A 22,047-nucleotide genomic window follows, 5' to 3' on the forward strand; every position below is an offset into this window, starting at 1 on the left:
ACGAAAACCCCAGCCGGAATGGCTGGGGTTTTTCTGTATGATGTGCCATTTGAGCTGACCGCGATCTGGAGAATTGCACCAAATGTCTCCGCATGATATAATACAAAAATGTAAACCAAAAACATCATCCATTCAAAGGAGTTTATAAATGAAGAAAATTATTTTAACCGGGGACCGGCCAACGGGCCGGCTGCACGTCGGCCATTACGTTGGGTCGCTGCGAGAACGGGTGCGGCTGCAGGATTCCGGTGAGTTCGACGATATTTATATCATGATCGCCGATGCTCAGGCGCTGACAGACAACGCGGAACATCCGGAAAAGGTGCGCCAGAACATCATGCAGGTGGCCCTCGATTACCTTGCAGTTGGGCTGGATCCGGAAAAATCCGTGCTGTTTATTCAATCGACCGTGCCGGAACTGACCGAGCTGACGTTTTATTACATGAATCTTGTGACCGTTTCCCGGGTGCAGCGCAATCCGACGGTCAAGGCGGAAATCAAGCAGCGCGGATTTGAAGCCAGCATCCCGATGGGATTCTTCTGCTATCCCGTCAGCCAGGCGGCGGATATTACCGCTTTCCACGCGACGACAGTGCCGGCGGGCGAAGACCAGGAACCGATGATCGAACAATGCCGTGAAATTGTCCGGAAATTCAACGCAGTGTACGGCAAAACGCTGACGGAGCCGGAAATCGTGCTGCCACAGAATCAGGCCAGCATGCGGCTGCCGGGGCTGGACGGCAAGGAAAAAATGAGCAAGTCCCTCGGCAACTGTATCTATTTGTCCGATGAGCCCGACGATATTAAGAAAAAGGTCATGTCCATGTACACCGACCCGAATCATTTGCGCGTGCAGGATCCGGGACAGGTTGCGGGCAATCCGGTCTTCACTTATCTGGACGCCTTTAGCGAACCCGGCGACTTCGAAGCGTTTTGGCCGGATTACGCGAACCTCGACGAAGTCAAGGCGCATTATCAAAAAGGCGGCCTCGGCGATGTGAAGGTTAAGCGTTTTCTGAACAGTGTGCTTCAGGAACGGCTGCGCCCGATTAGGGAACGCCGGAAGGCGTGGGAACAGCGTCTGCCAGATGTGCGCGACATCTTAAAGGTAAACTGCGAAAAGGCCGAACAGGTGGCGGCGAAGACTTTGGACGAAGTGCGCCACGCGATGCGCATCGACTATTTTGCCGATTGATGAGCAGGGATCATAGACCCGGGGCAACCCGGGTTTTTTTCGTTTAACGGGTCGAAAGACCGCGAACGTGGTATAATGAAACGATAAGCAAAAAATGAATTCTGTTAATGGATTTCGCGATAGCGAGGAGAATAAAATGAGCAATGTATTACTTCAAAATGAAGGGACGGTGATCCTGTGATCAAGCGGCATCTGGCCATTTTAGGTTCAACTGGTTCCATCGGGACGCAGACGCTCGACGTCGTGCGCATGCATCCCGACTTGTTTAAAGTGACGGCATTGGGGTGCGGCCGGTCGATTGATTTGGTCGAAAAACAGGCGCGGGAATTTGGCCCGTCGCTTGTGGCGGTTTACGACGAAGGGCAGGCGGATGTGCTGAAAATGCGCTTGTCAGATACCCAGATCCGGGTGGTTTCCGGGATATCCGGTTTAATTGAACTGGCGTCACAGCCGGAGGCGGACACAGTTGTCACGGCGATTGTCGGCATGATCGGTGTCGAACCAACTGTTGCGGCGATTGAAGCGGGCAAGGACATTGCTCTGGCCAATAAAGAAACCTGTGTCACCGCCGGGCATTTGATCATGCCGCTGGCAAAGGCGCACGGCGTGAATATTCTGCCGGTGGACTCGGAACACTCGGCGATTTTTCAATCGCTTCAAGGCAAAGCCGACTCTAAAATCAATAAGATCCTGCTGACGGCTTCCGGCGGACCCTTCCGCGGGATGAGCAGAAAAGAGCTTGAACACGTCACGGTTAAAGAAACCTTGGCCCATCCAACGTGGCAGATGGGACCGAAGGTGACGGTCGATTCGGCGACGATGGTCAACAAAGGGCTTGAAGTCATCGAAGCGCGGTGGCTTTTTGACGTGGATCCGGACCAGATTCAAGTCGTCATCCAGCCCCAGAGCATCATTCATTCAATGGTCGAGTATGAAGATCACTCCGTCATCGCGCAGCTGGCAACCTCCGATATGCGGGTGCCGATTCAGTACGCATTGACCTGGCCGAATCATCTGCCGTCGCCGGCGGACGCGCTGGATTTTGAAACCCTCAAATCTCTGAGTTTTGACGTGCCGGATAACGATACGTTTAAGGGGCTGCCGCTGGCGGTTTCGGCGATTAAAACCGGCGGCTCCATGCCCTGCGCTTTCAATGCGGCCAACGAATGGGCCAACGCGGCATTCCGCCGCGGCGAGATCCGCTTCCTCGATATCTACGACATCATTGAAAGCGTTATGGATGAGCATCAGGTGATAGCGTCGCCGACGGTCTCGGAAATACGGGAAATTGCACATGAAACATTTGAATACTGTGACAGACAATTTAAATAATAAGGCCAATAACAATCCGCGGCGCCCTCGATCTTCGGTTTTGTCCAGAATTAACAAAAACGGCGATATCCGCCGGATCGCTCCTCAGGATTACGATCAGTTGGCCTGGGAGATCCGCCGCTTTCTGATTCAGAAGGTATCGGTCACCGGCGGTCATTTGGCGTCCAACCTCGGGGCAGTTGAACTGACCATGGCGCTGCATTTGGTCTTCGATTTTTCAAAGGATCGCATCGTCTTCGACGTCGGGCATCAGTCCTACGTTCATAAGATTTTAACTGGCCGAAAGGACGATTTCGATACCCTGCGCCAGCACGGCGGTCTCAGCGGCTTTCCGAAGCGCAGCGAGAGCGCGACGGACGCCTTTGACACCGGCCACGCTTCCAACAGTGTCTCGGCCGCATTGGGGATGGCTTGTGCCCGAGATCTTAAAGGAGACGACAATGCCGTGATCGCCGTCATCGGCGACGGCGCGTCGACCGGGGGTATGTTTTTTGAGGCACTGAACAACGCGGGGCGCATGAAACGCAACGTCATTATCGTCCTCAATGACAATGACATGTCGATTTCTAGAAATTTAAGCGGGCTGTCTGTTTATTTGAGCGGCCTGCGCACGGCGTCGTCTTACACGGAGCTTAAAGATCATGTCAAGCGGCGGCTGGCGCACCTGCCCAGGATCGGCGAGCCCATTGCCGATCACCTCAGCACCGTGAAGACCGGGATCAAAAATATGATGATTCCGGAAATGCTTTTCGAAAATTTCGGTGTCACTTATCTGGGGCCGGTCGACGGGACGAATATTTCCCAGATGGTCAAAACTTTTAAAGACGCGCGGAAGCTGCAGAAGGCGGTCATTGTCCACGTTGTAACGAAAAAAGGCCGGGGCTATGAGCCCGCTGAGCGCCATCCAGACAAATTTCACGGTATCGGTCCATTTGAAATTGAAACCGGCCAGCTGAAACAGCCGAAGCGCAGGCCCAGCTGGTCAGATGTATTCGGACAAGCCCTCGTTGAAGAGGGCAGAACCTGTGACAAAATTGTCGCGATCACGGCGGCAATGGCCGACGGCACAGGACTGAAGCTATTTGGTATGCGCTACCCCAAACGATTTTTCGATGTGGGGATCGAAGAGGAACACGCGGTGACCTTTGCCGGTGGTTTGGCGTCTCAGGGCATGATTCCGGTGGTCGCTATTTATTCAACATTTCTCCAGCGCGCTTACGATCAGCTGCTCGAGGACGTCTGTCTGCAGAATCTTCACGTGATCTTTGCGGTGGACCGGGCCGGACTGGTCGGCCGGGATGGCGAAACCCATCAGGGCATTTTTGACACGTCCTTTCTCGCGCAGATGCCGAATATGACCGTGCTGGAACCGAAAAACGCCTGGGAGCTCAAGGCGATGCTTCACTACGGAATTCACCAGATAGATGGGCCGGTGGCCATTCGCTACAGCCGGGGCTCGGCGCCCGAAGGGTTTGCCGACCATACACAGCCCATTGAAGGCTTAAAGGCAGAGATCCTGCGGGATGGGCGAGATGCGGCGCTGTTGACCCTCGGCCATTTGTGTGAAACCGGCGCGGCCATTTGCGAGGGGCTGAAAACGCAGGCAGATGTTGACTGCGGCCTCGTCAACGTCCGCAGCATTAAACCGATGGATACGGAGATGCTCGAACGCATGGCGGAACGGGGCCCGGTGATTACCTTAGAGGATAATAGCCGAATCGGCGGGTTTGGGCAGCGGGCGGCCGCCTGGCTGGCTGAACACAAACCGGGCAGCCGCGTTTTGGTGCTGGCCGTGGAGGATCAATTTGTGCCTCACGGCTCGACCGACGAGCTGATGGCGGATCTCGGTTTGGACGCGGTGCACGCGGTGGATCGGATTGCAGCCTTTTTGAAAAAGCAAAAAGATAAAAAATAAAGGAGACAACCATGATCAATATTCAATTTCGCCCGGAAGAGATGCGGGCGGTCGCATTGGACGGTGAAAAAGTAATCGGTGAGTGCACAGTGAGCGCTTCCGGGCGCATCTGGCTTTTGACGCACACCGAGGTGGACCAGGCTTACGGCGGCCAGGGCATTGCCGGCAGGCTCGTCGACAGTGTCGTCGAAGCGGCGCGGGAACGAGGTCTGAAAATTCACCCGCTCTGCGATTACGCGCAAAAGCGTTTTGCTGTGAAAAAAGAATACGTTGACGTCGCAAAATAGGCGCCGCAAAAAAATAACCCGTTTCTTAATTTTTAAGAAACGGGTTATTTTAATTGCATTTATTGCCTTGACCGTTTGGCGATTTCGCGTTCGATTTCCCGGTAAATGGCCTCTAAATTGTCCGCGAAGACAATGGTGTCGAAGGTCGCTTGATCGAGAAAGCCCTGCGTAACCATTTCGCGGTATAGGTCGCGGACGGAATCGTAGAAATGGTCACTGTTGTAAAAAACAGCGGGTTTGTTGTGACGGTGCAGCTTGCGCAGAGAGATGATCTCCGTGATTTCTTCGATGGTGCCGGGACCGCCGGGCAGTGCGATGAAAAAGTCGCCTTCATCCCGCATGATCGTTTTCCGCTCCGCCATGGTTTTAACGGTGACGGTTTTGGTCAGGCCGTCGTGGGCGAGTTCAATTTCCTTCAAAAATTCAGGAATGATTCCGTACACTTCACCGCCGGCTTTCAGGGCGGCATTGGACACCGCACCCATCAGACCGGTCCAGCCGCCGCCGTAAATCAGGCGGTGCCCATTTTTGCCAATCCAAGTCCCCAGCGCTTCGGCGTCCTTGCGGTAGTGGGGCTGGTTGCCGAATTTTGATCCACAATAAACCGTGATGTTCATAAGACTCTCCTTTTGTCCTTTCTTAGGGTCAGATTATTTTTTAGATTATGCCTCTGAAGCAACGCGCATCAGCGGCGGTACAACTTGTTTCTTTCTCGAGAACATGCCCGGGAAGAATTGGCTGATATCTTCGTCTTCAATGCCAAAAGCGTCACGCACCAAATGGCGCTGTTCGCCGGCAATGAGCAGTTCGGAACCGCCGAGGACGATATCCGTCACCATGAGGATGGCCAGATCGGCGCCTTCTTTTTCACAGTTTTCCTGCATCTGAGCAAGCAAGTCCTTCAATTTGTTGAACAAACTCTTGTAGTCGCCTGTGTTAATCTGGGAAATTTCGATCTTGTAGTCGCCCATCGTAAAGATTTTGCGGTCGGCGCCGATGATTTGTTTCGGGGTCATGTCGCCCAGATTGGAACCGGCAATCAGCATCGACCGGCCGTATTCCCGCAGGTTGACGTCGGCGATTTTCGCCAGCGCCTGCGCCGCCTGCTTGTCCTGTTCGGTACAGGTCGGCGAGTTGAACAGCAGTGTGTCGGAGATGATGGCCGAAAGTAACAGTCCCGCTATTTTTTTCGGAATCGGGACGTCCTTTTCCTGATACATCTTCGTAATAATGGTACAGGTGCAGCCCAGCGGTTCGACCCGCATGTAAAGCGGCGCGTCGGTCTGGATTTCGGCGACGCGGTGATGGTCGATGATTTCAGCAATTTCCGCGTCTTCAAGGCCGGCGATGGATTGGGTTCTTTCGTTGTGGTCGACGAGGATGACCCGCTTGCGCTGATAATCGAGCAGCGAGGATTTGGTGATGGTTCCAAGAACTACCCCGTCATCGGTCACGACGGGGAAACGGTTGTGGGGCGAAGAGAGCATGTTGCTCTTGACGTCCGCCAATGTTTCAGAGACCATAAAAAATTCCATGGTGTCGTGATTGACGTACGGACGGATCGGCATGACCTGCTCGAGCAGGCGGATCACTTCGAATGTCGATTTCTCCGTCAGTATGGTGGTCCCGGTAAAGCCGTCGGGAATGGGGATGTCCATATCTTCCGGTACGTCGGAGATGATGACGTAAGCGTTGCCGCCGGCAAACGCCGTGTCCCGGGAGGAATCGTTGCGCGTGGTCAGCACGACGTCGTCAGGATTCAGTTTTGCGCCGGACGCCAGCTGAGAGTTGTTGTAGAAACAGCCCTTGACGTCGCCGCTCGGCGTATCGCCGATGACTCTGGCGTTCAAAGTTTTGATAATGTTGCGGTAAGGGGTCTTTGCTTTCATCAGACCGTCTTCCTGGAAAGGGTCGGAATAAGCGTGCATGATGTCTGGCAGGGAAATGATACCGATGAGTTTTTTCTGGTCGTCCACAACAGGGAGCGAACGTCCGGGGTTGTCGATGATCAAATTCATCGTGTGATTGATGGAATTTTCTTCGGTGACCATCGCGTCGTTGTTCAAATGAATATCGCTCACTTGGGGTTTGACGCTTTTGATCAGTCTCGGCGGTTTGACGTCGAAAGTATCTAAAGCAAACTGGGTTTCTTTGTTGATCGGCCCCAATCGGCAGGCTTCAGTCTCCGGGGAACCCGTTTCCCGCTTAAAATAGGCATACGCAATCGCCGAACAGATCGAATCCGTATCCGGCTTCTGATGCCCGAAAACATAAGTCATTTGAGACATAATACATCCTCCTTTTCCTAAACTCATTGTAGCAAAAACTCGATTTGTTTGGTAATGAATTATAAGCTTTATTCAGATAATTTTTTTTGCTATAATAGCTTTATATGAGTAATCTGGGTTTTTGGATCCAAAATCAGATTAAAAGAGGTCTCATGGAAAATTTATTTGGCTATAACTTAGAACAGTGTCAGCAGCTCATGGCGGATCTCGGGGAGCCGAAATTTAGAGGGAAGCAATTATTCCAGTGGCTGTACGAGAAAGGGGTCGAGACCCTCGACGCGTGCACCAATCTGCCGGAGGCTCTCAGGCGGCGCTTGTCGGAGGTGGCTGAAATTGACCACGGCGAGGTGATCCGGCGTCAACGCGATCCGGAGGACGGCACCGAAAAACTGTTAATCCGTTTTGCCGACGGCGCGTGCATCGAGACAGTTCTGATGCGCTATCACTACGGCCTTTCCCTCTGTGTTTCCAGCCAGGTTGGCTGTGCGATGGGATGCGCATTCTGCGCGTCCACGCGGGGAGGCGTGGTTCGGGATTTGAGTGCCGGCGAGATCGCCAGTCAGATTTACTGGGCTCAGGCGGTTTCGGGCGAACGGGTGAGCCGAGTCGTTGTGATGGGCATTGGCGAGCCGCTGGCCAATTTTGACAATCTGCTCGCTTTCATCGATTTGGCCAACACGGGCTTCGGCATTGGCCAGCGGAAGATCACCGTCTCGACCTGCGGGCTGGTGCCCAAAATGGACGAGCTGGCGGAAAAAAAGCTGGAGATCAATTTGGCGGTGTCGCTGCACGCGCCGACGCAGCAAGTGCGCGAGCGCATCATGCCGGTCGCCAAACGCTACGCGCTGCCGGAACTGCTCCAGGCCTGCACGCGCTATTTTAAGACGACAGGCCGGCGGATTACCTTTGAGTACGCACTGATGGACGCTGTCAATGACCGGCCGGAGGACGCAGCTGAGCTGATCCGCCTATTCCGGCATCAAAACATCCACATCAACTTGATTCGTCTCAACCCGATTTCAGACGGGACAATTGCCGGAAGCCGGCGGGTGGATGATTTTGCGAAAACTCTCCAGGACGGCGGCATCAACTGCACCGTGAGAAGACGAATCGGAAAAAATATCGATGCGGCCTGCGGCCAGCTTCGCCGCAGAACGCAGGAGGAAACAAGGTGATACAATGAAATGTGCTTATTCGACCAATATAGGGGCGAAGCGAAAATCCAATCAGGATGCTTATCTCGCGGCGAACGTCGAGAAGGACGGCATTCTCTATTACGTTTTTGCGGTCGCCGACGGATTGGGCGGTCATCGTTCCGGGGAGGTTGCGAGTCAGATCGCGATCGACAGCATCAAGGAACACATTGGCGAGATTCAGGATTTTACAAATTATCAGGAAGTCAACGCATTTTTTAACGATATCAACAAGGCGATCATTCACGAGGGGGTTATGCAGCCGGAAGAACTCGGCATGGCTACAACACTGACGATGGCCATCGTTCATGACGATAAAATGGTGATTTACCACGTCGGCGACAGCCGGGCTTACCGCATCAACGCCAGCGGCATCGAGCATCTGACGAAGGACCATTCACTGGTGCAGGCGCTGATCGATCGGGGCCGCATCACCCCGACAGAAGCGAAAGATCACCCGCAGAAAAACATCATCACCCGGGCATTGGGGACCGACGAAGTCTTGAAAGCGGATCTGTTTGAATATCGCTTATACCCCGGAGATCAGGTGCTGCTCTGCTCCGACGGGCTTTACAACATGGTCGGCGACGAGGAAATCCATCGCATCGTGATGGAAAACGACATCGAAGAAGCCACGCGCAAGCTCGTCAATCTGGCGAACTACAACGGCGGCACGGATAATATTACCTTGATTATTTTCAAACCAGAATTCCAAATGAAGGAGGATTGACGTGATCGGAAAAATACTGAACGACCGCTATAAGATCATCGAATTGATCGGACGGGGCGGTATGGCTTACGTTTATAAAGCCCAGGACATGAAGCTTAACCGTTATGTAGCGGTAAAAATCCTCCGGGAAGAATACACGGAAAACGAACAGTTTATTAAAAAATTTGACCGGGAATCTCAGGCAGCTGCGGGATTGTCGGACCCGAACATCGTCTCGGTGTACGACGTCGGGGTCGACAACGATGTTTATTTCATTGTCATGGAATACGTCGACGGCATTACGCTGAAACAGTACCTGACTCAGAAGGGCAGTTTGGATTACGAAGAAGCGACCAATTTTATCATCGATATCGCTGAAGCCCTCAAATGCGCCCATGACCACGGGATTATCCACCGGGACATCAAGCCCCAGAACATCATGCTGACGTCTGACCTGACGCCGAAGGTCACGGACTTCGGCATCGCCCGAGCGATCAGCAGCGCCACCATCACGATGACGAATCAGACGATGGGGTCGGTGCACTACATTTCGCCTGAACAGGCGCGGGGCGGTTTCGTCGACGCCCGATCGGATTTGTATTCCCTCGGGATTATGTATTACGAGCTGCTGACCGGCGAACTGCCTTTTGACGATGACAATTCCGTCTCCATTGCCATCAAGCACATTCAGGAGGACATCACACCGCCGAATCAGATCAATCCGTCCATTCCGCAGAGTGTATCAGACGTTGTGGTGCGGCTTTGTCAGAAAAAGCCGGAAGACCGCTACCAGAACTGCGAAGACCTCATTGAGGACTTAGATCAAATCATGCTGGACGCGTCGATCAGCCCAGTTGGGGAAACCGCGTCGACTGCGGATCTTTTTAGAGAGGAAGATCCTGCATCGACTGATGATATTACCGGCATCAACGATTTGAGAAAGAAAAAGAAAAACCGCCGGATCGCGTTGATCGTCGTGCTGATTGCAGCGGTGGCGGCCGGGATCATCGCTTTCGCCATGACCCGCCAGCGCGTGACCGTTCCAGATCTGACCGGCATGACGGAAAGCCAGGCGACGGCGGCCTGCCAGCAGCTTGGCCTCACGCTGGAGGTCAGCAAGCACGCGTACAGCGATAGTGTCGGCAAGGGCAAAATCATGGCACAGACACCGAAAGCCAATACGCAGGTTGTGAAGGGCCGGGCCATTCGCGTGACGATCAGCCGGGGCAAGAGCACCACAACAGTGCCGAGTGTGGTCGGCTTGTCGGAAAATGCGGCGGTGACGAAGATTGAAGATGCCGGATTGACGGTATCGGAAATCAAGCGAGAATACAACGATAATTACGATTCCGGTGTCGTGTTTGCCGTGTCGCCGAATACCGGTTCGAGCATTTCTAAAAACGGCAAGGTTGTGCTCTACGTGTCCAAGGGGCAGAATACAGCGTCCGTTCCGGGTATCGTCGGGCTGACGCAGAGCGATGCAGAAAGCCGTCTCCAGGCTAACGGGTTCAGCGTCGGCACGGTGACCCAGCAAAATTCTGACAGCTACGCGAAGGGCGTCGTGATCTCTCAGTCGCCGTCCGAAGGATCCAGCGTCACAAAGGGCTCGTCGATCAGCTTCGTCGTCAGCTCAGGACCAGCAGCAAAACAGGATACGGATGACGATCAAGGTGATGCTGACGCAAATAACAACAGTGGAAATAATAACAACACGTCATCTCAACAGGGCCATTAAATATGCAGCACCAATACAAACAAATTTCGCCGATCTCCGGACGCATCGTGAAGGGGATCGGCGGTTTTTATACCGTTGTCGATGCGGCGGGAATGGCGTACACCGCAAAGCCCGCAGGAATTTTAAGGCATCGCCGCCTGACGCCGATGGTCGGCGACTACGTTCAAATTGAAAAGGACGACAACCAGGACGGTGAGTACACCTTGACCGACATTCAGCCGCGGAAAAACGAGCTTGTGCGCCCGCCGGTGTCTAACGTCGATGTGGGTATTATTGTCGCGGCGCTCCGCGATCCGGCGCCAAATGGTTTTTTAATCGACGAAATGCTCGTCAGCTGTGAAGCACAGGGCATTGAGCCGGTGCTCGTATTTACGAAGCGGGATCTGGCGCGTCCGGAGGATATCAAAGGGGTGGCGGACTATCAAGCAACCCCTTATCCGGTGATACTCTCGGAACCAGACCAATGGGAAAAAGCAGCCGGTGAACTCGGACGAATCATTGCTGGCCGCTCGGCCTTCCTCGCCGGCCCCTCCGGCGTGGGAAAATCGACGCTGACCAACGCTTTACTCGGCGACGACGTGATGGCAACCGGGGGCTTAAGCAAAAAACTCGGCCGGGGACGCCACACGACGCGCCACGTAGAATTGCTTGCGCTGCCGCAGGGCGGATGGCTGCTCGACACGCCAGGATTTTCGGCGCTGAATATTGGCAAGCAGGTTCAAACCGAGCAGCTTGCGGATTGCTTCCCGGAATTTCCAAAAGGGCAGTGCAAATTCAACGACTGCCGCCATCAAAAGGAGCCCGGGTGCGCTGTGCGTGAAGGTGTCGAAGCCGGGCGCATTTCCCAAAACCGCTACGATCATTACATTCAGATGTTTGAGACTTTAAGAAAACAGAAAAAATATGGATAACAGGAAAAGAAAAGCCGCCGTTTTTACCGGCGGCGATTTATCAGATACGGCTTTTTACGCCAGGCAGCTCGAGCAGACACAGCCCGATCTCGTCATCGGCGTCGATAAAGGCGCAGAGCTGCTCGATCGTCTCGGCGTCACGCCCGATCTTTTGGTCGGGGATTTTGATTCGATCGACCCAAAGGTGCTGAAACGGCTGAGCGCGAAGGGCATTCCGACCGAGACTCATCCGGTGCGCAAGGACCAGACTGATACGGAATTAGCACTGACGCGTGTCCTCACGGTGTATCCGGACGTGATTTATCTGTACGGTGCGACGGGGACGCGCCTCGACCACATGCTCAGCAGTATCGACGCGATGACGATAGCCGCGGAACAGGGTGTTGAGATTCATTTGATCGACCCGCACAATGACCTTTCCTTATATAAAGGGCCGCAGCAGATGACGCTTGAATTGCCGGCCGGCCGGACGGTCAGTCTTCTGCCGCTGTCAGACACTGCCGGACCGGTGACGATTGCGGGGTTTGATTATCCCCTCACGGACGCGATGCTGACCCGCAGAACTTCAGGCTGGACAGTGAGCAATGTGACGACAGCGGCACCGCAGACCATTGACTTTGACGCCGGGTGGCTGCTCGTGAACGTTGTCCTTTCGGAATGATAAAATGCAAAAAAAAGAGCCTTTCGGCTCTTATTTTTTTGTAATATGGGAATGGGTCTTGATTATGCCCGTTCGACTTTGCCAGAACGCAGGCAGCGTGTGCAGACATATTCACGGCGCGGTGTGCCGTCGACCACAATTTTGATCTTCTGCAGATTTGGCTTCCACATTCTTTTATTGTGTTTATTGGAGTGCGCGACAGAGTTGCCGGAAACAACACCCTTGTGGCACACAAAGCATTCTTTTGCCATGGTCTCAACCCTCCTTATTCGAATCGTCTGTGTTAACAGTAAAGTATTATAACACAGGGTTTTAAAAGTTTGCAATAAGTTTTTCACTTTATTTTGACTTTATGGGCCTTAAGCGTTAAAATAAATTTATCTATAATTCAAGATCATTAAAATTGGATACTTGCGTCTAAAAGGCGCATTAATAAACGTTTCGATATAAAGGAGACGACAATGAAGTTGAAGTTGGAAAATGATTTGGGTCGAATTGAAATTTCCAGAAAAGCCATTGCCGATATCGCAGCCGATACAGCGATGCAGTGCTATGGATTGGTTGGGATGGCACATCAGCGCGGCACAGACGGGCTGATCGAACTCTTGACGCGGGAACGCTCGAGCAAGGGCGTCAGCGTCGTCATTGACGACGACGGCAAGCTGATCATCGATCTTTATGTGATCGTCGAACAGGTGATCAAAATTTCAGTAGTCGCTGAAAATATCATCTCAGCGGTTAAATATCAGGTTGAACGTCAGACCTCGATGAAGGTCAAACGCGTGACGGTGAACGTCGTCAGTGTCAGAGCATAAATTTCTGGAGGAACGAATGGAAATTCAAAAGATTGACGGCACGATGCTGCGAAAAATGTTCGAGTTCGGGGCCCAGAATCTTGAAACTTATAAAAGCAATGTCGATGAATTGAACGTGTTCCCGGTTCCGGACGGCGACACCGGAACCAACATGAGCATGACTTTTGCCAATTCGATACGGGAATTGGATAAACTGAAAAACGACGAACTCTACGCCGTTTCGAAGACCGCGTCCAGCGGCGCGCTGTTTGGCGCCAGAGGAAACTCCGGGGTTATTCTGTCTCAGCTGCTCCGGGGCCTGGCGAAAGCCAACAAGGGCAAACAAGTCCTCGATATTAAAGCCGCGGCTGACGGCATTAAGGCCGCAGCAGACACGGCTTACAAGGCGGTCATGAAACCGACGGAAGGGACGATTTTGACAGTCGCCCGGGAAATGGCTGAATTTGCTCAGGCGCACGAAGCGGAATACACGGATATGCTCGCCTTCCTGACCGATGTGCTCAAGCAAGGGCAGGATGCGCTTTCCAGAACGCCGGAGATGCTGCCGGTGCTCAAGGAAGCCGGCGTCGTCGACTCCGGCGGGCAGGGGCTGATCTACATTGTCGAAGGGGCTGTGAAAGGCCTTGCCGGCGAAGAGTTGGAACAGGCAGCGAAGCCGAAAATTTCAGACCGCGAACGTTTTGTCGACGACTCCAACATGAAACCGGAGGATATCACTTTCGGCTACTGTACGGAATTCATCATCAAACACGCGGAAAACGCAGACGAAAACGCCCTGCGGGATTACCTCTCCACCATCGGGGACTGTGTTCTCGTCATCAAGGACGACGATTTAATTAAAGTCCACGTCCACACGGACCACCCGGGGCAGGCCTTTGAAAAGGCGTTAACCATGGGCGCTCTGACTCGGATGAAGGTTGACAATATGCGTGAAATGCTCGGCGTTTCCGACGACGACAGCGAAGAGGAAGCCGAACCGGCCGGCGATCCTGTGCCTTACGGCTTTGTGGCGGTTTCTCCGGGAGATGGCCTCTCTGAAATCTTTAAAGAGCTCGGCGTGACCCGCATTATTTCCGGCGGTCAGACCATGAATCCGAGCACCGAGGATTTCACCGCTGAAATTGACAAAATCAACGCGGATCATATTTTCTTATTCCCGAATAACGGCAACATCATCCTCGCGGCCAACCAAGCGGCGACGATGTCCGAAAAAGACGTCCGCGTGATTCCCTCTAAGACCATTCCGCAGTGTATCACCGCGATGCTGAGCTTTGATCCTGATGTGGACTGCGAGGCAAACGAAAAGGCGATGACCGACGTCTTGGGTACGGTCAAGACCGGCGAAGTCACCTACGCGGTGCGGGACACGAAGATTGACGGCCAAGTCATCAACAAGGGCGATATCATGGGAATCAGTGGCGGCAAGATTCAAACGGTCGGCAAGGACGTCAGCGACGTGACGGCCAAATTGATCGACAGCTTAATGGAACCGGAAAGCGAATTGATTTCTATTTATTACGGCAACGGTTTAAAGGAAGAAGACACGACCGACCTGGTCGACGCGATTGAAGAAAAATACGAAGACTGCGATGTGGAAGTGAGCGAAGGCGCCCAGCCGCTGTACTACTACATCCTTTCCGTCGAGTAAAGGTCTGGATCCGATGAAATTAGAGGATGCCATTCGGAAGGTTCCTGGAATCGGCCCGAAGCGGGAAACGGCCCTTCGCGCCGAAGGGATCGAAACCGTCGGTCATTTCCTCGCACACTTACCGAAAGCTTACGTCGACCGCTCCAAGCGGTCCGCGTTAACGGCACAGACAGACCAACCGGTGACGGTTGAAGCAGTGATTACGAAAAAAGGGACAGTCCGGCATATCAGGCGGAATCTGTCCCTTTTTCATTGTGACATCGAGGACGATGACGGCCATCGTGGGCGGGTGACCGTCTTCAATCAGCCGTGGCTGAGCGATCGGCTTGAGGAAGACCAGTGGTATTATTTTTTCGGCAAAATCGATGAGAGCAAGGGGATGCCTGTGATGGCGAATCCGCAATTTGTACCCGTAGACAAACCGGGAAGTTTTTTCGATTTAACGCCGATTTACAGCAAAATCAGCGGACTCGGCAGCGAGGGCGTACACAAAATTGTCAGCCGGATTCTTAAGCCGAAAAATCAATCCGACGCGCTCGACGTTCCAGAAATATTGCCGGACTGGCTGCGGAAAAAGTACGACTTAGAAAGCGCGGAAGCCATGCTTGACGATTTACATCTGCCCAAAACGGCCGCGGACGTCGAACGGGGCAAACGGCGGATGAAATTTGAGGAAGCGCTGAAGATCAACATCGGCATTATGAAAAACCGCGTCGCTGGAGAGATGTCGAACGTCCATCTTTACCATCTGGCGTCGATCACGCGATTTGAGAATGGTCTGCCCTTTGCCCTGACGGCGGGGCAGAAAAAGGTATTGTCGGAAATTGAGGCGGATCTTTTGAGCGGCAAGGTGATGAACCGGCTGGTCCAGGGCGACGTTGGCAGCGGCAAAACCATCATTGCGGTGGCGTGCGCCTACTGGATGGCCCTTGGCGGTTATCAATGCGCCTACATGGCGCCGACCGAAATCCTGGCCCGCCAGCATGCCAAAAATTTTGACGCGTTTCTGGCGCCCTACGGCATTGCCGTGACGCTGATCACCGGCAGCATGAAAGAAAAGGAACGGGCCAATGCGCTGGCCCACATTGAAAGCGGCGAGGCGCAGGTCATTATCGGGACACACGCTTTGTTTCAGAAGGATGTACGGTATTACAACTTGGGTATGGTGATCACAGACGAACAGCATCGTTTCGGTGTCCATCAGCGGGGTGTTTTCGCGGATAAAGGGGAGCGGCCGCACATGCTTGTCATGAGCGCGACGCCGATTCCGCGGACGCTGGCGCTGGTGCTCTACGGCGATTTGGATCTTTCGGTGATCGACACGATGCCCGAAGGACGCAAGCCGGTCAAGACGTATTTTTATACCGAGAAGGCCATGTCGAAAATTTTAACCTTTATGGCCAAGTCGATGTCTGAAGGGCGGCAGTGTTTGATTGTCTGCCCGTTTATCGACGATTCGGCCGAGATGGAAGGCGTCCGGGACACCCAGAGCGTTTACAAGTCGGTGCAGCAGTATTACAAAGGGCTGTACCGCGTCGGCTGTCTGCACGGGAAGATGGCCGCGGCAGACAAACAGGCGGTCATCGATCGGTTCAATGACGGTGACCTCGACCTGCTGGTGGCGACGAGCATTGTCGAGGTGGGTATCGACGTGCCGAATCTGACGGTGATGGCGGTGATGAGCGCTGATCGGTTTGGCCTGTCCCAGCTGCATCAGCTGCGGGGCCGGGTCGGCCGCGGCGGTCAGCAGGCGTATTGTTTTCTTATTTCCAACAATTTGGGCGAGAAGACGGTCGAACGGATGAAGGTGATCGTCAACCATCACGACGGACGGGAAATTGCCGAGGCGGATTTCAGATTGCGGGGACCGGGCGATGTGCTGGGCACCCGCCAGCACGGCCTGCCGAGTCTTTCGGCTCTGGATCCGGCAGCGGACAGCGGGCTGATCGCCGAAACAAAAGACGTGGCCCTTGCGCTGATGCAATCGCCAAAAGCGGCAGATATGCGCTGCGTTTCGGCCCTGTCCAATGCCTTTGATCAAGGTGTGGGCAAGATTTCGATGAATTAGGAGGCAGCATGAGAATTACAGGCGGCGAACGCCGCGGCATGAAGCTGATCGAACCCAAAGGCCGGGACGTCCGGCCGACGACAGACAAGGTTAAGGCTGCGATTTTCAACGCGATTCAGTGGGACGTGCGGAACGCGGCAGTTTTCGTCGACTGTTTCGGCGGTACCGGCGCGATGGCCCTCGAAGCATTGAGCCGCGGCGTCGAAACGGCGTGGATATTTGACAGCGCCCGGGCGAGCATTCAGCTCATTCAGAAAAATGTCGAAAAGGCGCATTATACAGATCGCGCTCACATCGTCGAAGGACCTGCAGACCGGGGGCTTGACCAGCTGGCGGCAGCTGGCGTTCGGGCCGACCTGATTTTTATGGATCCGCCTTACCGTATGACGGAAGCCCCGGTCAAACTGGCGGAGCGGATCTCTCGGAAAAAAATTGTGAATTCCGGCGGAATCTTGATGATTGAACATGAGAAATCTGTTATAATGCCCTTAACTATGGGATATTTTACCCAAATCAAGCATAAAACTTACGGCATTACAGCAGTCGATTTTTACCGCTTTACGCCGTCTGAAAACGAAAAGGAGGCGCAGCGCGATGCGAATTGCCGTATATCCGGGCAGTTTTGATCCGGTGACAATGGGCCATATTGACATCATCCGCCGGGCGTCGGCCGTCGCCGACGAATTGCACGTCTGTATTTTGAAGAATCCGAAAAAGCATTGCTGGTTTTCCACAGAAGAGCGGCTCAATCTTCTTCGCGAGAGCACCGCAGAATTTGATCACGTGGTGATCGACACCTACGCCGGACTGCTGACGGATTATGCGAAGGAGATCGGCGCGTCGATGGTAATCAAAGGACTGCGCAACACGGCGGATTTCGAATACGAAGGCCAGATGGATTATTTTAATAAACGGCTGGCGCCGGAGATCGAGACGGTATACCTGATTTCAGACAATCGGTATTCGGTGCTCAGCTCGTCGGCGATTCGGGAGCTCATGACCTTCGGGGGCAACCTTGACGGTTTGGTTCCAGAGCCGGTGCTTAAGGCCGTCCGCCAACGTCAGGAGGAGCAGAATAACAATGGATAAAACAATGGCGCTAATCAAGGAGTTGGAAGAGCTGATCGACCGGGGCAATGCCGTGCCCTTTTCGTCGAAGGCGATGATCAATCCAGAGGAAGCGATCGAAATCATCGAAGAGCTTAAGGAAATTTTGCCGGCTGAGCTGGAGGAATCGAGGCAGATTGTCGCGAACAAGAAACAGATTTTGTTCGAAGCGCAGCAACAGGCAGACCAGACTCGGGAAAATGCATCCAAACAAATGAAGGCGATGATCGATAAGAATGAAGTGACCCATCAGGCACAGGTTCAGGCTGAAGCGATCATCAAAGCGGCGCAGGCGCAGGCGAAGGAAATCCGCACGGGCACGCAGCATTACGCAGACAACATTTTGTCCAAGCTTCAGGAGCAATTGGGCCAGCTCAGCAGTACAATTGGCGAGAATCGGAAAGAAATCCGGGATCTCCAGTAAAGGATTCGGACAAACGGGGACTAAAATAAAGTATGGAAGCGAATCATTCTCATTCACCCTTTAAGATTGGGCAGACGCAGACCCTTCAAGTCGACCACATGTCGAAGATCGGCGCGTTTTTGGCCGATCCGGCGCATCCGGAAGCCGGGACGGTGCTGCTGCCGAAAAAGGAAGGCGGCAGCGGCCTCGCTGACGGCGACACCCTTTCGGTTTTCGTCTACCTCGACTCGGAGGACCGGCCGATTGCGACGACTCGGGCGCCTAAAATCGAAATGGGGCAGATACGCCCGCTCACCGTGGTTTCGGTGACGAAAATCGGCGCCTTTCTCGACTGGGGTCTGGAAAAGGATCTGCTCCTGCCTTTTCACGAACAGACCGTACGGGTGCAGATCGGCAAGGAATATCTCGTTGCGCTTTATCTCGACAAGACCGGCCGGCCCTGCGCGACGATGAAGGTGTACGAACGGCTGAAAGCAGACGCGCCGTACAAGGTTGGCGATTGGGTGCACGGCTACGTCTACAACATCAATCCGAATGTCGGTGCCTTTGTCGCGGTCGACTATCAATATCACGGTCTGATTCCCAGACAGGATTTAAACCGGGACATTCACATTGCAAGCCACGTCCGGGCGCGGGTCTCGCAGGTGCGCAGCCGCGATCACCGGCTCGTTTTGAGCCCGCACAAGCAGGGCTATAAAATGATCAACACAGACGGTACCGTCGTGCTGCGAAAACTCAAGGCGGCAGGCGGATTTCTGCCCTACGGCGACAAAACGCCGCCGGCTGTCATCGGTAAGGAATTTGGACTGAGCAAGGGCGCTTTTAAGCGGGCCATCGGCCATTTACAGAAGCGCGGCAAGCTGCGCATCGAAAAAGACGGCATTCATTTGCTGTAAGGAAAAGCGGAGGAATGCAATGCAGGAAAAACCATCCAAGGTCGCAGTGATTCGCTGCGCGTCCTACGATCCTGAAGAGGTTCGGCGGTGTGTCGCGAGAGGGCTGGACCTTCTCGGCGGGATCACCGCTTTCGTTTCGCCGGAAGAAAAAATTCTGCTCAAGCCCAATCTGCTCCGGGGCAAAGGACCAGAGGCGGCGTGCACGACCCATCCGGCGGTTTTTGAAGGTGTGATCGACGCGTTGGAACAGGTAGGATGCGGCAAACTGACCTACGGTGATTCGCCGGGGCGGGGCAATCCGGAAAATGTCGCGGACCGGTCCGGCATTGCCGCGGCGGCGGCCCGCCACCGCATACCGCTGGCAGAATTTAATACCGGCAGCACGGTCGATTTTCCGGCGGGCGAACAAACCAAGCAGTTTGAAATCGCCGCAGGGGTTCAGGAAGCGGACGCCGTGATCAATATCTGTAAGATGAAGACCCACCGCCTGACCCGGCTCACCGGCGCGGTGAAAAACACCTTTGGCTGTGTCTACGGCCTAAACAAGAGTGCGAGCCACGCGCGGTTTCCTGAAGCGCACGCTTTTTCGAGGATGCTCATCGATTTGAATAAGCTGGTGGCCCCGCGGCTTTACGTCATGGACGGGATCACGGCGATGGAGGGTAACGGTCCGGGCAATGGCGATCCAGTTCCGATGCACGTGCTGATTTTTTCGGCGGATCCTGTGGCGGTGGACGCGACTTTTGCGCGGCTGGTGGATCTCGATCCGGCTTATCTGCCGACCGTTGTGGAAGGCGAAAGGATGGGCCTTGGCCATTGGCGCGAGGAAGAGATCGACTACGTCGGAGAGGACTGGCATACCCTTGTCAATCCCGATTTTAATGTGGAACGGCTGCCGGTTGCGGATGAAAACATGATCGGGTTGAGCGCGCTCAGCCGAGTGCGCAACGTCATTACCCGCAAGCCGGTCATCGATGCTAGCCGCTGCGTTGGCTGCGGCGTGTGCGTCGACAGCTGCCCGCAGGACCCGAAGGCGCTGGTGCTCGATCAAAAGGGAAAGGGCCACGTGCCCCGGTATCAATACAAACAATGCATCCGCTGTTACTGCTGTCAGGAGATGTGTCCCCACGAGGCGATTTATGTCAAGACCCCGTTTTTGGGACGACTTTTCATCTATCGGTCATCACAGGGAAAAAGGAGGTAGGATGTTAGCTTCAAAATTATTATTTAAATGTTTGGAAGAAGAAGGCGTCGAAATGATTTTCGGCTACCCGGGTGGGGCGCTGCTGCCGATTTACGACGCGATGATAGATTCGAAAATTGAACACATATTGGTTCGAAATGAACAGGCTGCGCCGCATTACGCCAATGGTTACGCCAGAGAAACGGGAAAAGTCGGCGTGTGTTTGGCGACGTCCGGCCCGGGAGCGACGAATTTGATCACGGGTATCGCGACGGCTTATCTGGATTCGATTCCGATCGTCGCCATTACCGGGCAGGTCAACCGCGATTTGATTGGAACAGACGCGTTTCAGGAAGCCGACATTTTCGGCGCGACCCTGCCCTTTGTCAAGCATTCGTATCTGGTCAAGAATCCGAAAGATATTCCGCGGGTGGTCAAGGAAGCGTTTTACATCGCCTCGACCGGTCGTCCGGGTCCGGTGCTCATCGACATCCCCAGAGATGTTCAGATGGAAAATTTACGCCACCTGCCGCCGCGCATCAAAACCCTCGATATTCCAGGGTACAAGCCGACGTATGAAGGGCATACCGGACAAATCAAGCGGGTGCTCAGAAAAATTAAGCAAAGCAAGCGCCCTATGATTTACGCGGGCGGCGGCGTGACGTTAAGCGGCGCCCGGGACGAACTGGTGCGTCTGGCGGAAGCGATGCAGGCGCCGGTAGTGACGAGCTTTATGGGCATCGGCGCTTTCCCGCAAGATCATCCGCTGTACGCGGGCATCTGGGGCAGCCACGGCTATCCGGAAACAGACCAGATCGTGAAGATGGCCGATATGGCCCTCTGCGTCGGCGCGCGAATGAGCAACCGCGGCACGTCGACGGCCGTGCTCAACCAGAAAGAAATGATTCACATTGATATCGACCCTGCAGAAATCGGCAAGAACGTCAACGATACGAATATTCCGGTGGTCGGCGATGCCAAAACCGTGCTGTCGGAAATTCTCGAGCATGAAATTCAGGCGGCTGATCCCGCATGGATGAAAACAGTCCACGAGATTGCGGCTGAACATGACAAACATCGGGATGATGACTTGGATCCCAGCCTCGGCGGTGTCAATCCCCGCAACTTTTTCAGATGGCTCAGCGACACCGTGGCGGATGATACGACCCTTGTGGCAGATGTCGGGCTGAATCAGGTTTGGGCGGCTCTTCATTTCCAGATTCGCGGCGATCGCAAATATTTGACTTCCGGCGGCCTCGGCACGATGGGCTACGCCATTCCTGCGGCGTCGGGCGTGTGTTTCGGCGCCGGGGAAAACCCGCAAACCGTCATTGCGGTCTGCGGCGACGGCAGCTTCCAGATGGCCATGGGCGAGCTCGGCGTCATCGCGGAGCATCAGCTGCCCTTGAAGCTGGTGGTGATGAACAACGGCAAGCTCGGGATGGTGCGCCAGCAGCAGCACGACAATTACGGCGCGAAACACCATTATTCGGGGACCGATATTAATTTCAATGTGCCCTTTGTAGAATTGGCTGAAGTTTACGGCTTTAAGGCTTACCGTGCCACGACGGACGAAGCGGCGCGCCAGGCCATGACGGAGGCACTCAAACAGCCAGGTCCGACCCTTGTCGAGTGCACGGTTGATCCGGACTTCATTCGGTTTTAAAGGAGGACCGCCAA

General features: G+C 54.1%; 21 protein-coding genes. 18 read left to right on the top strand and 3 right to left on the bottom strand.

Features of this window, described 5'->3' with window-relative positions:
* Positions 1–148 precede the first annotated feature (148 nt).
* The 4 genes from trpS to FYJ52_RS06635 all read left to right on the top strand — a co-directional run bounded on the left by trpS (position 149) and on the right by FYJ52_RS06635 (position 4,729).
* Entirely contained in the window at positions 149–1,195 is a 1,047-nt protein-coding gene (trpS, locus tag FYJ52_RS06620) for a tryptophan--tRNA ligase (protein WP_154576441.1), read from the top strand.
* A gap of 177 nt (positions 1,196–1,372) precedes the next feature.
* Positions 1,373–2,527: a 1-deoxy-D-xylulose-5-phosphate reductoisomerase gene (dxr, locus tag FYJ52_RS06625; protein WP_328598780.1), complete on the top strand. Its 1,155-nt coding sequence runs from the start codon at positions 1,373–1,375 to the stop codon at positions 2,525–2,527.
* Positions 2,490–4,442 (top strand): 1-deoxy-D-xylulose-5-phosphate synthase, encoded by a 1,953-nt coding sequence (gene dxs, locus FYJ52_RS06630; protein WP_154576442.1) that lies wholly within the window; start codon positions 2,490–2,492, stop codon positions 4,440–4,442. The genes dxr and dxs overlap by 38 nt, the downstream gene beginning before the upstream one ends.
* An 11-nt stretch (positions 4,443–4,453) precedes the next feature.
* Entirely contained in the window at positions 4,454–4,729 is a 276-nt protein-coding gene (locus tag FYJ52_RS06635) for a GNAT family N-acetyltransferase (protein WP_154576443.1), read from the top strand.
* Positions 4,730–4,788: 59 nt separating this feature from the next.
* Here the strand turns inward: FYJ52_RS06635 and FYJ52_RS06640 are convergent, their stop codons facing one another.
* Both FYJ52_RS06640 and FYJ52_RS06645 read right to left on the bottom strand, forming a co-directional pair.
* Positions 4,789–5,346 carry an LOG family protein gene (locus FYJ52_RS06640; protein WP_154576444.1) on the bottom strand — a complete coding sequence of 186 codons (558 nt, stop codon included), beginning with the start codon at positions 5,344–5,346 and terminating at the stop codon, positions 4,789–4,791.
* A 45-nt stretch (positions 5,347–5,391) separates the two neighbouring features.
* Positions 5,392–7,017 carry a putative manganese-dependent inorganic diphosphatase gene (locus FYJ52_RS06645; protein WP_154576445.1) on the bottom strand — a complete coding sequence of 542 codons (1,626 nt, stop codon included), beginning with the start codon at positions 7,015–7,017 and terminating at the stop codon, positions 5,392–5,394.
* A gap of 152 nt (positions 7,018–7,169) precedes the next feature.
* Between FYJ52_RS06645 and rlmN the strand changes: the two genes are divergently transcribed.
* From rlmN to FYJ52_RS06670, 5 genes are read left to right on the top strand one after another with little or no spacing between them, the layout of a single operon-like run.
* Complete coding sequence (gene rlmN, locus FYJ52_RS06650; protein WP_154576446.1) at positions 7,170–8,192, top strand: 23S rRNA (adenine(2503)-C(2))-methyltransferase RlmN; 1,023 nt, start codon at positions 7,170–7,172, stop codon at positions 8,190–8,192.
* 4 nt (positions 8,193–8,196) lie between these two features.
* A complete protein-coding gene (locus FYJ52_RS06655; protein WP_154576447.1) occupies positions 8,197–8,940 on the top strand; it encodes a Stp1/IreP family PP2C-type Ser/Thr phosphatase in 744 nt (247 codons plus the stop codon).
* Position 8,941: 1 nt separating this feature from the next.
* The gene (gene pknB, locus FYJ52_RS06660; protein ID WP_328598781.1) at positions 8,942–10,654 is read left to right on the top strand and encodes a Stk1 family PASTA domain-containing Ser/Thr kinase; all 1,713 of its coding nucleotides are present in this window, start codon (positions 8,942–8,944) and stop codon (positions 10,652–10,654) included.
* Between the two features lie 2 nt (positions 10,655–10,656).
* Positions 10,657–11,565, top strand: coding sequence for a ribosome small subunit-dependent GTPase A (gene rsgA, locus FYJ52_RS06665; RefSeq protein ID WP_154576448.1), 909 nt, complete (start codon positions 10,657–10,659; stop codon positions 11,563–11,565).
* On the top strand, positions 11,558–12,226 hold the full coding sequence (locus tag FYJ52_RS06670) for a thiamine diphosphokinase (RefSeq protein WP_154576449.1): 669 nt from the start codon (positions 11,558–11,560) through the stop codon (positions 12,224–12,226). Before rsgA ends, FYJ52_RS06670 begins: the two co-directional genes overlap by 8 nt.
* A gap of 62 nt (positions 12,227–12,288) precedes the next feature.
* On the opposite strand, the gene rpmB is transcribed toward FYJ52_RS06670, so the two are convergent.
* Complete coding sequence (gene rpmB / locus FYJ52_RS06675; RefSeq protein ID WP_154576450.1) at positions 12,289–12,477, bottom strand: 50S ribosomal protein L28; 189 nt, start codon at positions 12,475–12,477, stop codon at positions 12,289–12,291.
* A gap of 210 nt (positions 12,478–12,687) precedes the next feature.
* Between rpmB and FYJ52_RS06680 the strand changes: the two genes are divergently transcribed.
* Genes FYJ52_RS06680 through ilvB form a run of 9 tightly spaced genes read left to right on the top strand, consistent with a single transcriptional unit; the run spans position 12,688 to position 22,033 of the window.
* Positions 12,688–13,041, top strand: a complete 354-nt coding sequence (locus FYJ52_RS06680; protein ID WP_154576451.1) for an Asp23/Gls24 family envelope stress response protein — start codon at positions 12,688–12,690, stop codon at positions 13,039–13,041.
* A gap of 16 nt (positions 13,042–13,057) precedes the next feature.
* Positions 13,058–14,689 carry a DAK2 domain-containing protein gene (locus tag FYJ52_RS06685; protein WP_154576452.1) on the top strand — a complete coding sequence of 544 codons (1,632 nt, stop codon included), beginning with the start codon at positions 13,058–13,060 and terminating at the stop codon, positions 14,687–14,689.
* A 13-nt stretch (positions 14,690–14,702) separates the two neighbouring features.
* On the top strand, positions 14,703–16,757 hold the full coding sequence (recG, locus tag FYJ52_RS06690; protein WP_154576453.1) for an ATP-dependent DNA helicase RecG: 2,055 nt from the start codon (positions 14,703–14,705) through the stop codon (positions 16,755–16,757).
* Positions 16,758–16,765: 8 nt separating this feature from the next.
* A complete protein-coding gene (gene rsmD, locus FYJ52_RS06695) occupies positions 16,766–17,383 on the top strand; it encodes a 16S rRNA (guanine(966)-N(2))-methyltransferase RsmD (protein ID WP_154576454.1) in 618 nt (205 codons plus the stop codon).
* The gene (gene coaD / locus FYJ52_RS06700; protein WP_154576455.1) at positions 17,352–17,846 is read left to right on the top strand and encodes a pantetheine-phosphate adenylyltransferase; all 495 of its coding nucleotides are present in this window, start codon (positions 17,352–17,354) and stop codon (positions 17,844–17,846) included. Before rsmD ends, coaD begins: the two co-directional genes overlap by 32 nt.
* Entirely contained in the window at positions 17,839–18,288 is a 450-nt protein-coding gene (locus FYJ52_RS06705) for a hypothetical protein (protein WP_235901558.1), read from the top strand. The genes coaD and FYJ52_RS06705 overlap by 8 nt, the downstream gene beginning before the upstream one ends.
* 32 nt (positions 18,289–18,320) lie before the next feature.
* Positions 18,321–19,184, top strand: coding sequence for a CvfB family protein (locus tag FYJ52_RS06710; RefSeq protein WP_154576456.1), 864 nt, complete (start codon positions 18,321–18,323; stop codon positions 19,182–19,184).
* A 19-nt stretch (positions 19,185–19,203) separates the two neighbouring features.
* A complete protein-coding gene (locus FYJ52_RS06715) occupies positions 19,204–20,388 on the top strand; it encodes a DUF362 domain-containing protein (protein WP_154576457.1) in 1,185 nt (394 codons plus the stop codon).
* A gap of 1 nt (position 20,389) precedes the next feature.
* On the top strand, positions 20,390–22,033 hold the full coding sequence (gene ilvB, locus FYJ52_RS06720; RefSeq protein WP_154576458.1) for a biosynthetic-type acetolactate synthase large subunit: 1,644 nt from the start codon (positions 20,390–20,392) through the stop codon (positions 22,031–22,033).
* The last annotated feature ends 14 nt before the right edge of the window (positions 22,034–22,047 follow it).

This window comes from Pseudoramibacter porci (genome assembly GCF_009696145.1).
Taxonomy (GTDB): domain Bacteria; phylum Bacillota; class Clostridia; order Eubacteriales; family Eubacteriaceae; genus Pseudoramibacter; species Pseudoramibacter porci.

Excerpts from the sequence above, each read along its gene's own strand:
- trpS (WP_154576441.1), top strand. The coding sequence starts at position 149 with ATGAAGAAAATTATTTTAACCGGGGACCGGCCAACGGGCCGGCTGCAC.
- dxs (WP_154576442.1), top strand. The coding sequence starts at position 2,490 with ATGAAACATTTGAATACTGTGACAGACAATTTAAATAATAAGGCCAAT.
- FYJ52_RS06635 (WP_154576443.1), top strand. The coding sequence starts at position 4,454 with ATGATCAATATTCAATTTCGCCCGGAAGAGATGCGGGCGGTCGCATTG.
- FYJ52_RS06640 (WP_154576444.1), bottom strand. The coding sequence starts at position 5,346 with ATGAACATCACGGTTTATTGTGGATCAAAATTCGGCAACCAGCCCCAC.
- FYJ52_RS06645 (WP_154576445.1), bottom strand. The coding sequence starts at position 7,017 with ATGTCTCAAATGACTTATGTTTTCGGGCATCAGAAGCCGGATACGGAT.
- rlmN (WP_154576446.1), top strand. The coding sequence starts at position 7,170 with ATGGAAAATTTATTTGGCTATAACTTAGAACAGTGTCAGCAGCTCATG.
- FYJ52_RS06655 (WP_154576447.1), top strand. The coding sequence starts at position 8,197 with ATGAAATGTGCTTATTCGACCAATATAGGGGCGAAGCGAAAATCCAAT.
- rsgA (WP_154576448.1), top strand. The coding sequence starts at position 10,657 with ATGCAGCACCAATACAAACAAATTTCGCCGATCTCCGGACGCATCGTG.
- FYJ52_RS06670 (WP_154576449.1), top strand. The coding sequence starts at position 11,558 with ATGGATAACAGGAAAAGAAAAGCCGCCGTTTTTACCGGCGGCGATTTA.
- rpmB (WP_154576450.1), bottom strand. The coding sequence starts at position 12,477 with ATGGCAAAAGAATGCTTTGTGTGCCACAAGGGTGTTGTTTCCGGCAAC.
- FYJ52_RS06680 (WP_154576451.1), top strand. The coding sequence starts at position 12,688 with ATGAAGTTGAAGTTGGAAAATGATTTGGGTCGAATTGAAATTTCCAGA.
- FYJ52_RS06685 (WP_154576452.1), top strand. The coding sequence starts at position 13,058 with ATGGAAATTCAAAAGATTGACGGCACGATGCTGCGAAAAATGTTCGAG.
- recG (WP_154576453.1), top strand. The coding sequence starts at position 14,703 with ATGAAATTAGAGGATGCCATTCGGAAGGTTCCTGGAATCGGCCCGAAG.
- rsmD (WP_154576454.1), top strand. The coding sequence starts at position 16,766 with ATGAGAATTACAGGCGGCGAACGCCGCGGCATGAAGCTGATCGAACCC.
- coaD (WP_154576455.1), top strand. The coding sequence starts at position 17,352 with ATGCGAATTGCCGTATATCCGGGCAGTTTTGATCCGGTGACAATGGGC.
- FYJ52_RS06705 (WP_235901558.1), top strand. The coding sequence starts at position 17,839 with ATGGATAAAACAATGGCGCTAATCAAGGAGTTGGAAGAGCTGATCGAC.
- FYJ52_RS06710 (WP_154576456.1), top strand. The coding sequence starts at position 18,321 with ATGGAAGCGAATCATTCTCATTCACCCTTTAAGATTGGGCAGACGCAG.
- FYJ52_RS06715 (WP_154576457.1), top strand. The coding sequence starts at position 19,204 with ATGCAGGAAAAACCATCCAAGGTCGCAGTGATTCGCTGCGCGTCCTAC.
- ilvB (WP_154576458.1), top strand. The coding sequence starts at position 20,390 with ATGTTAGCTTCAAAATTATTATTTAAATGTTTGGAAGAAGAAGGCGTC.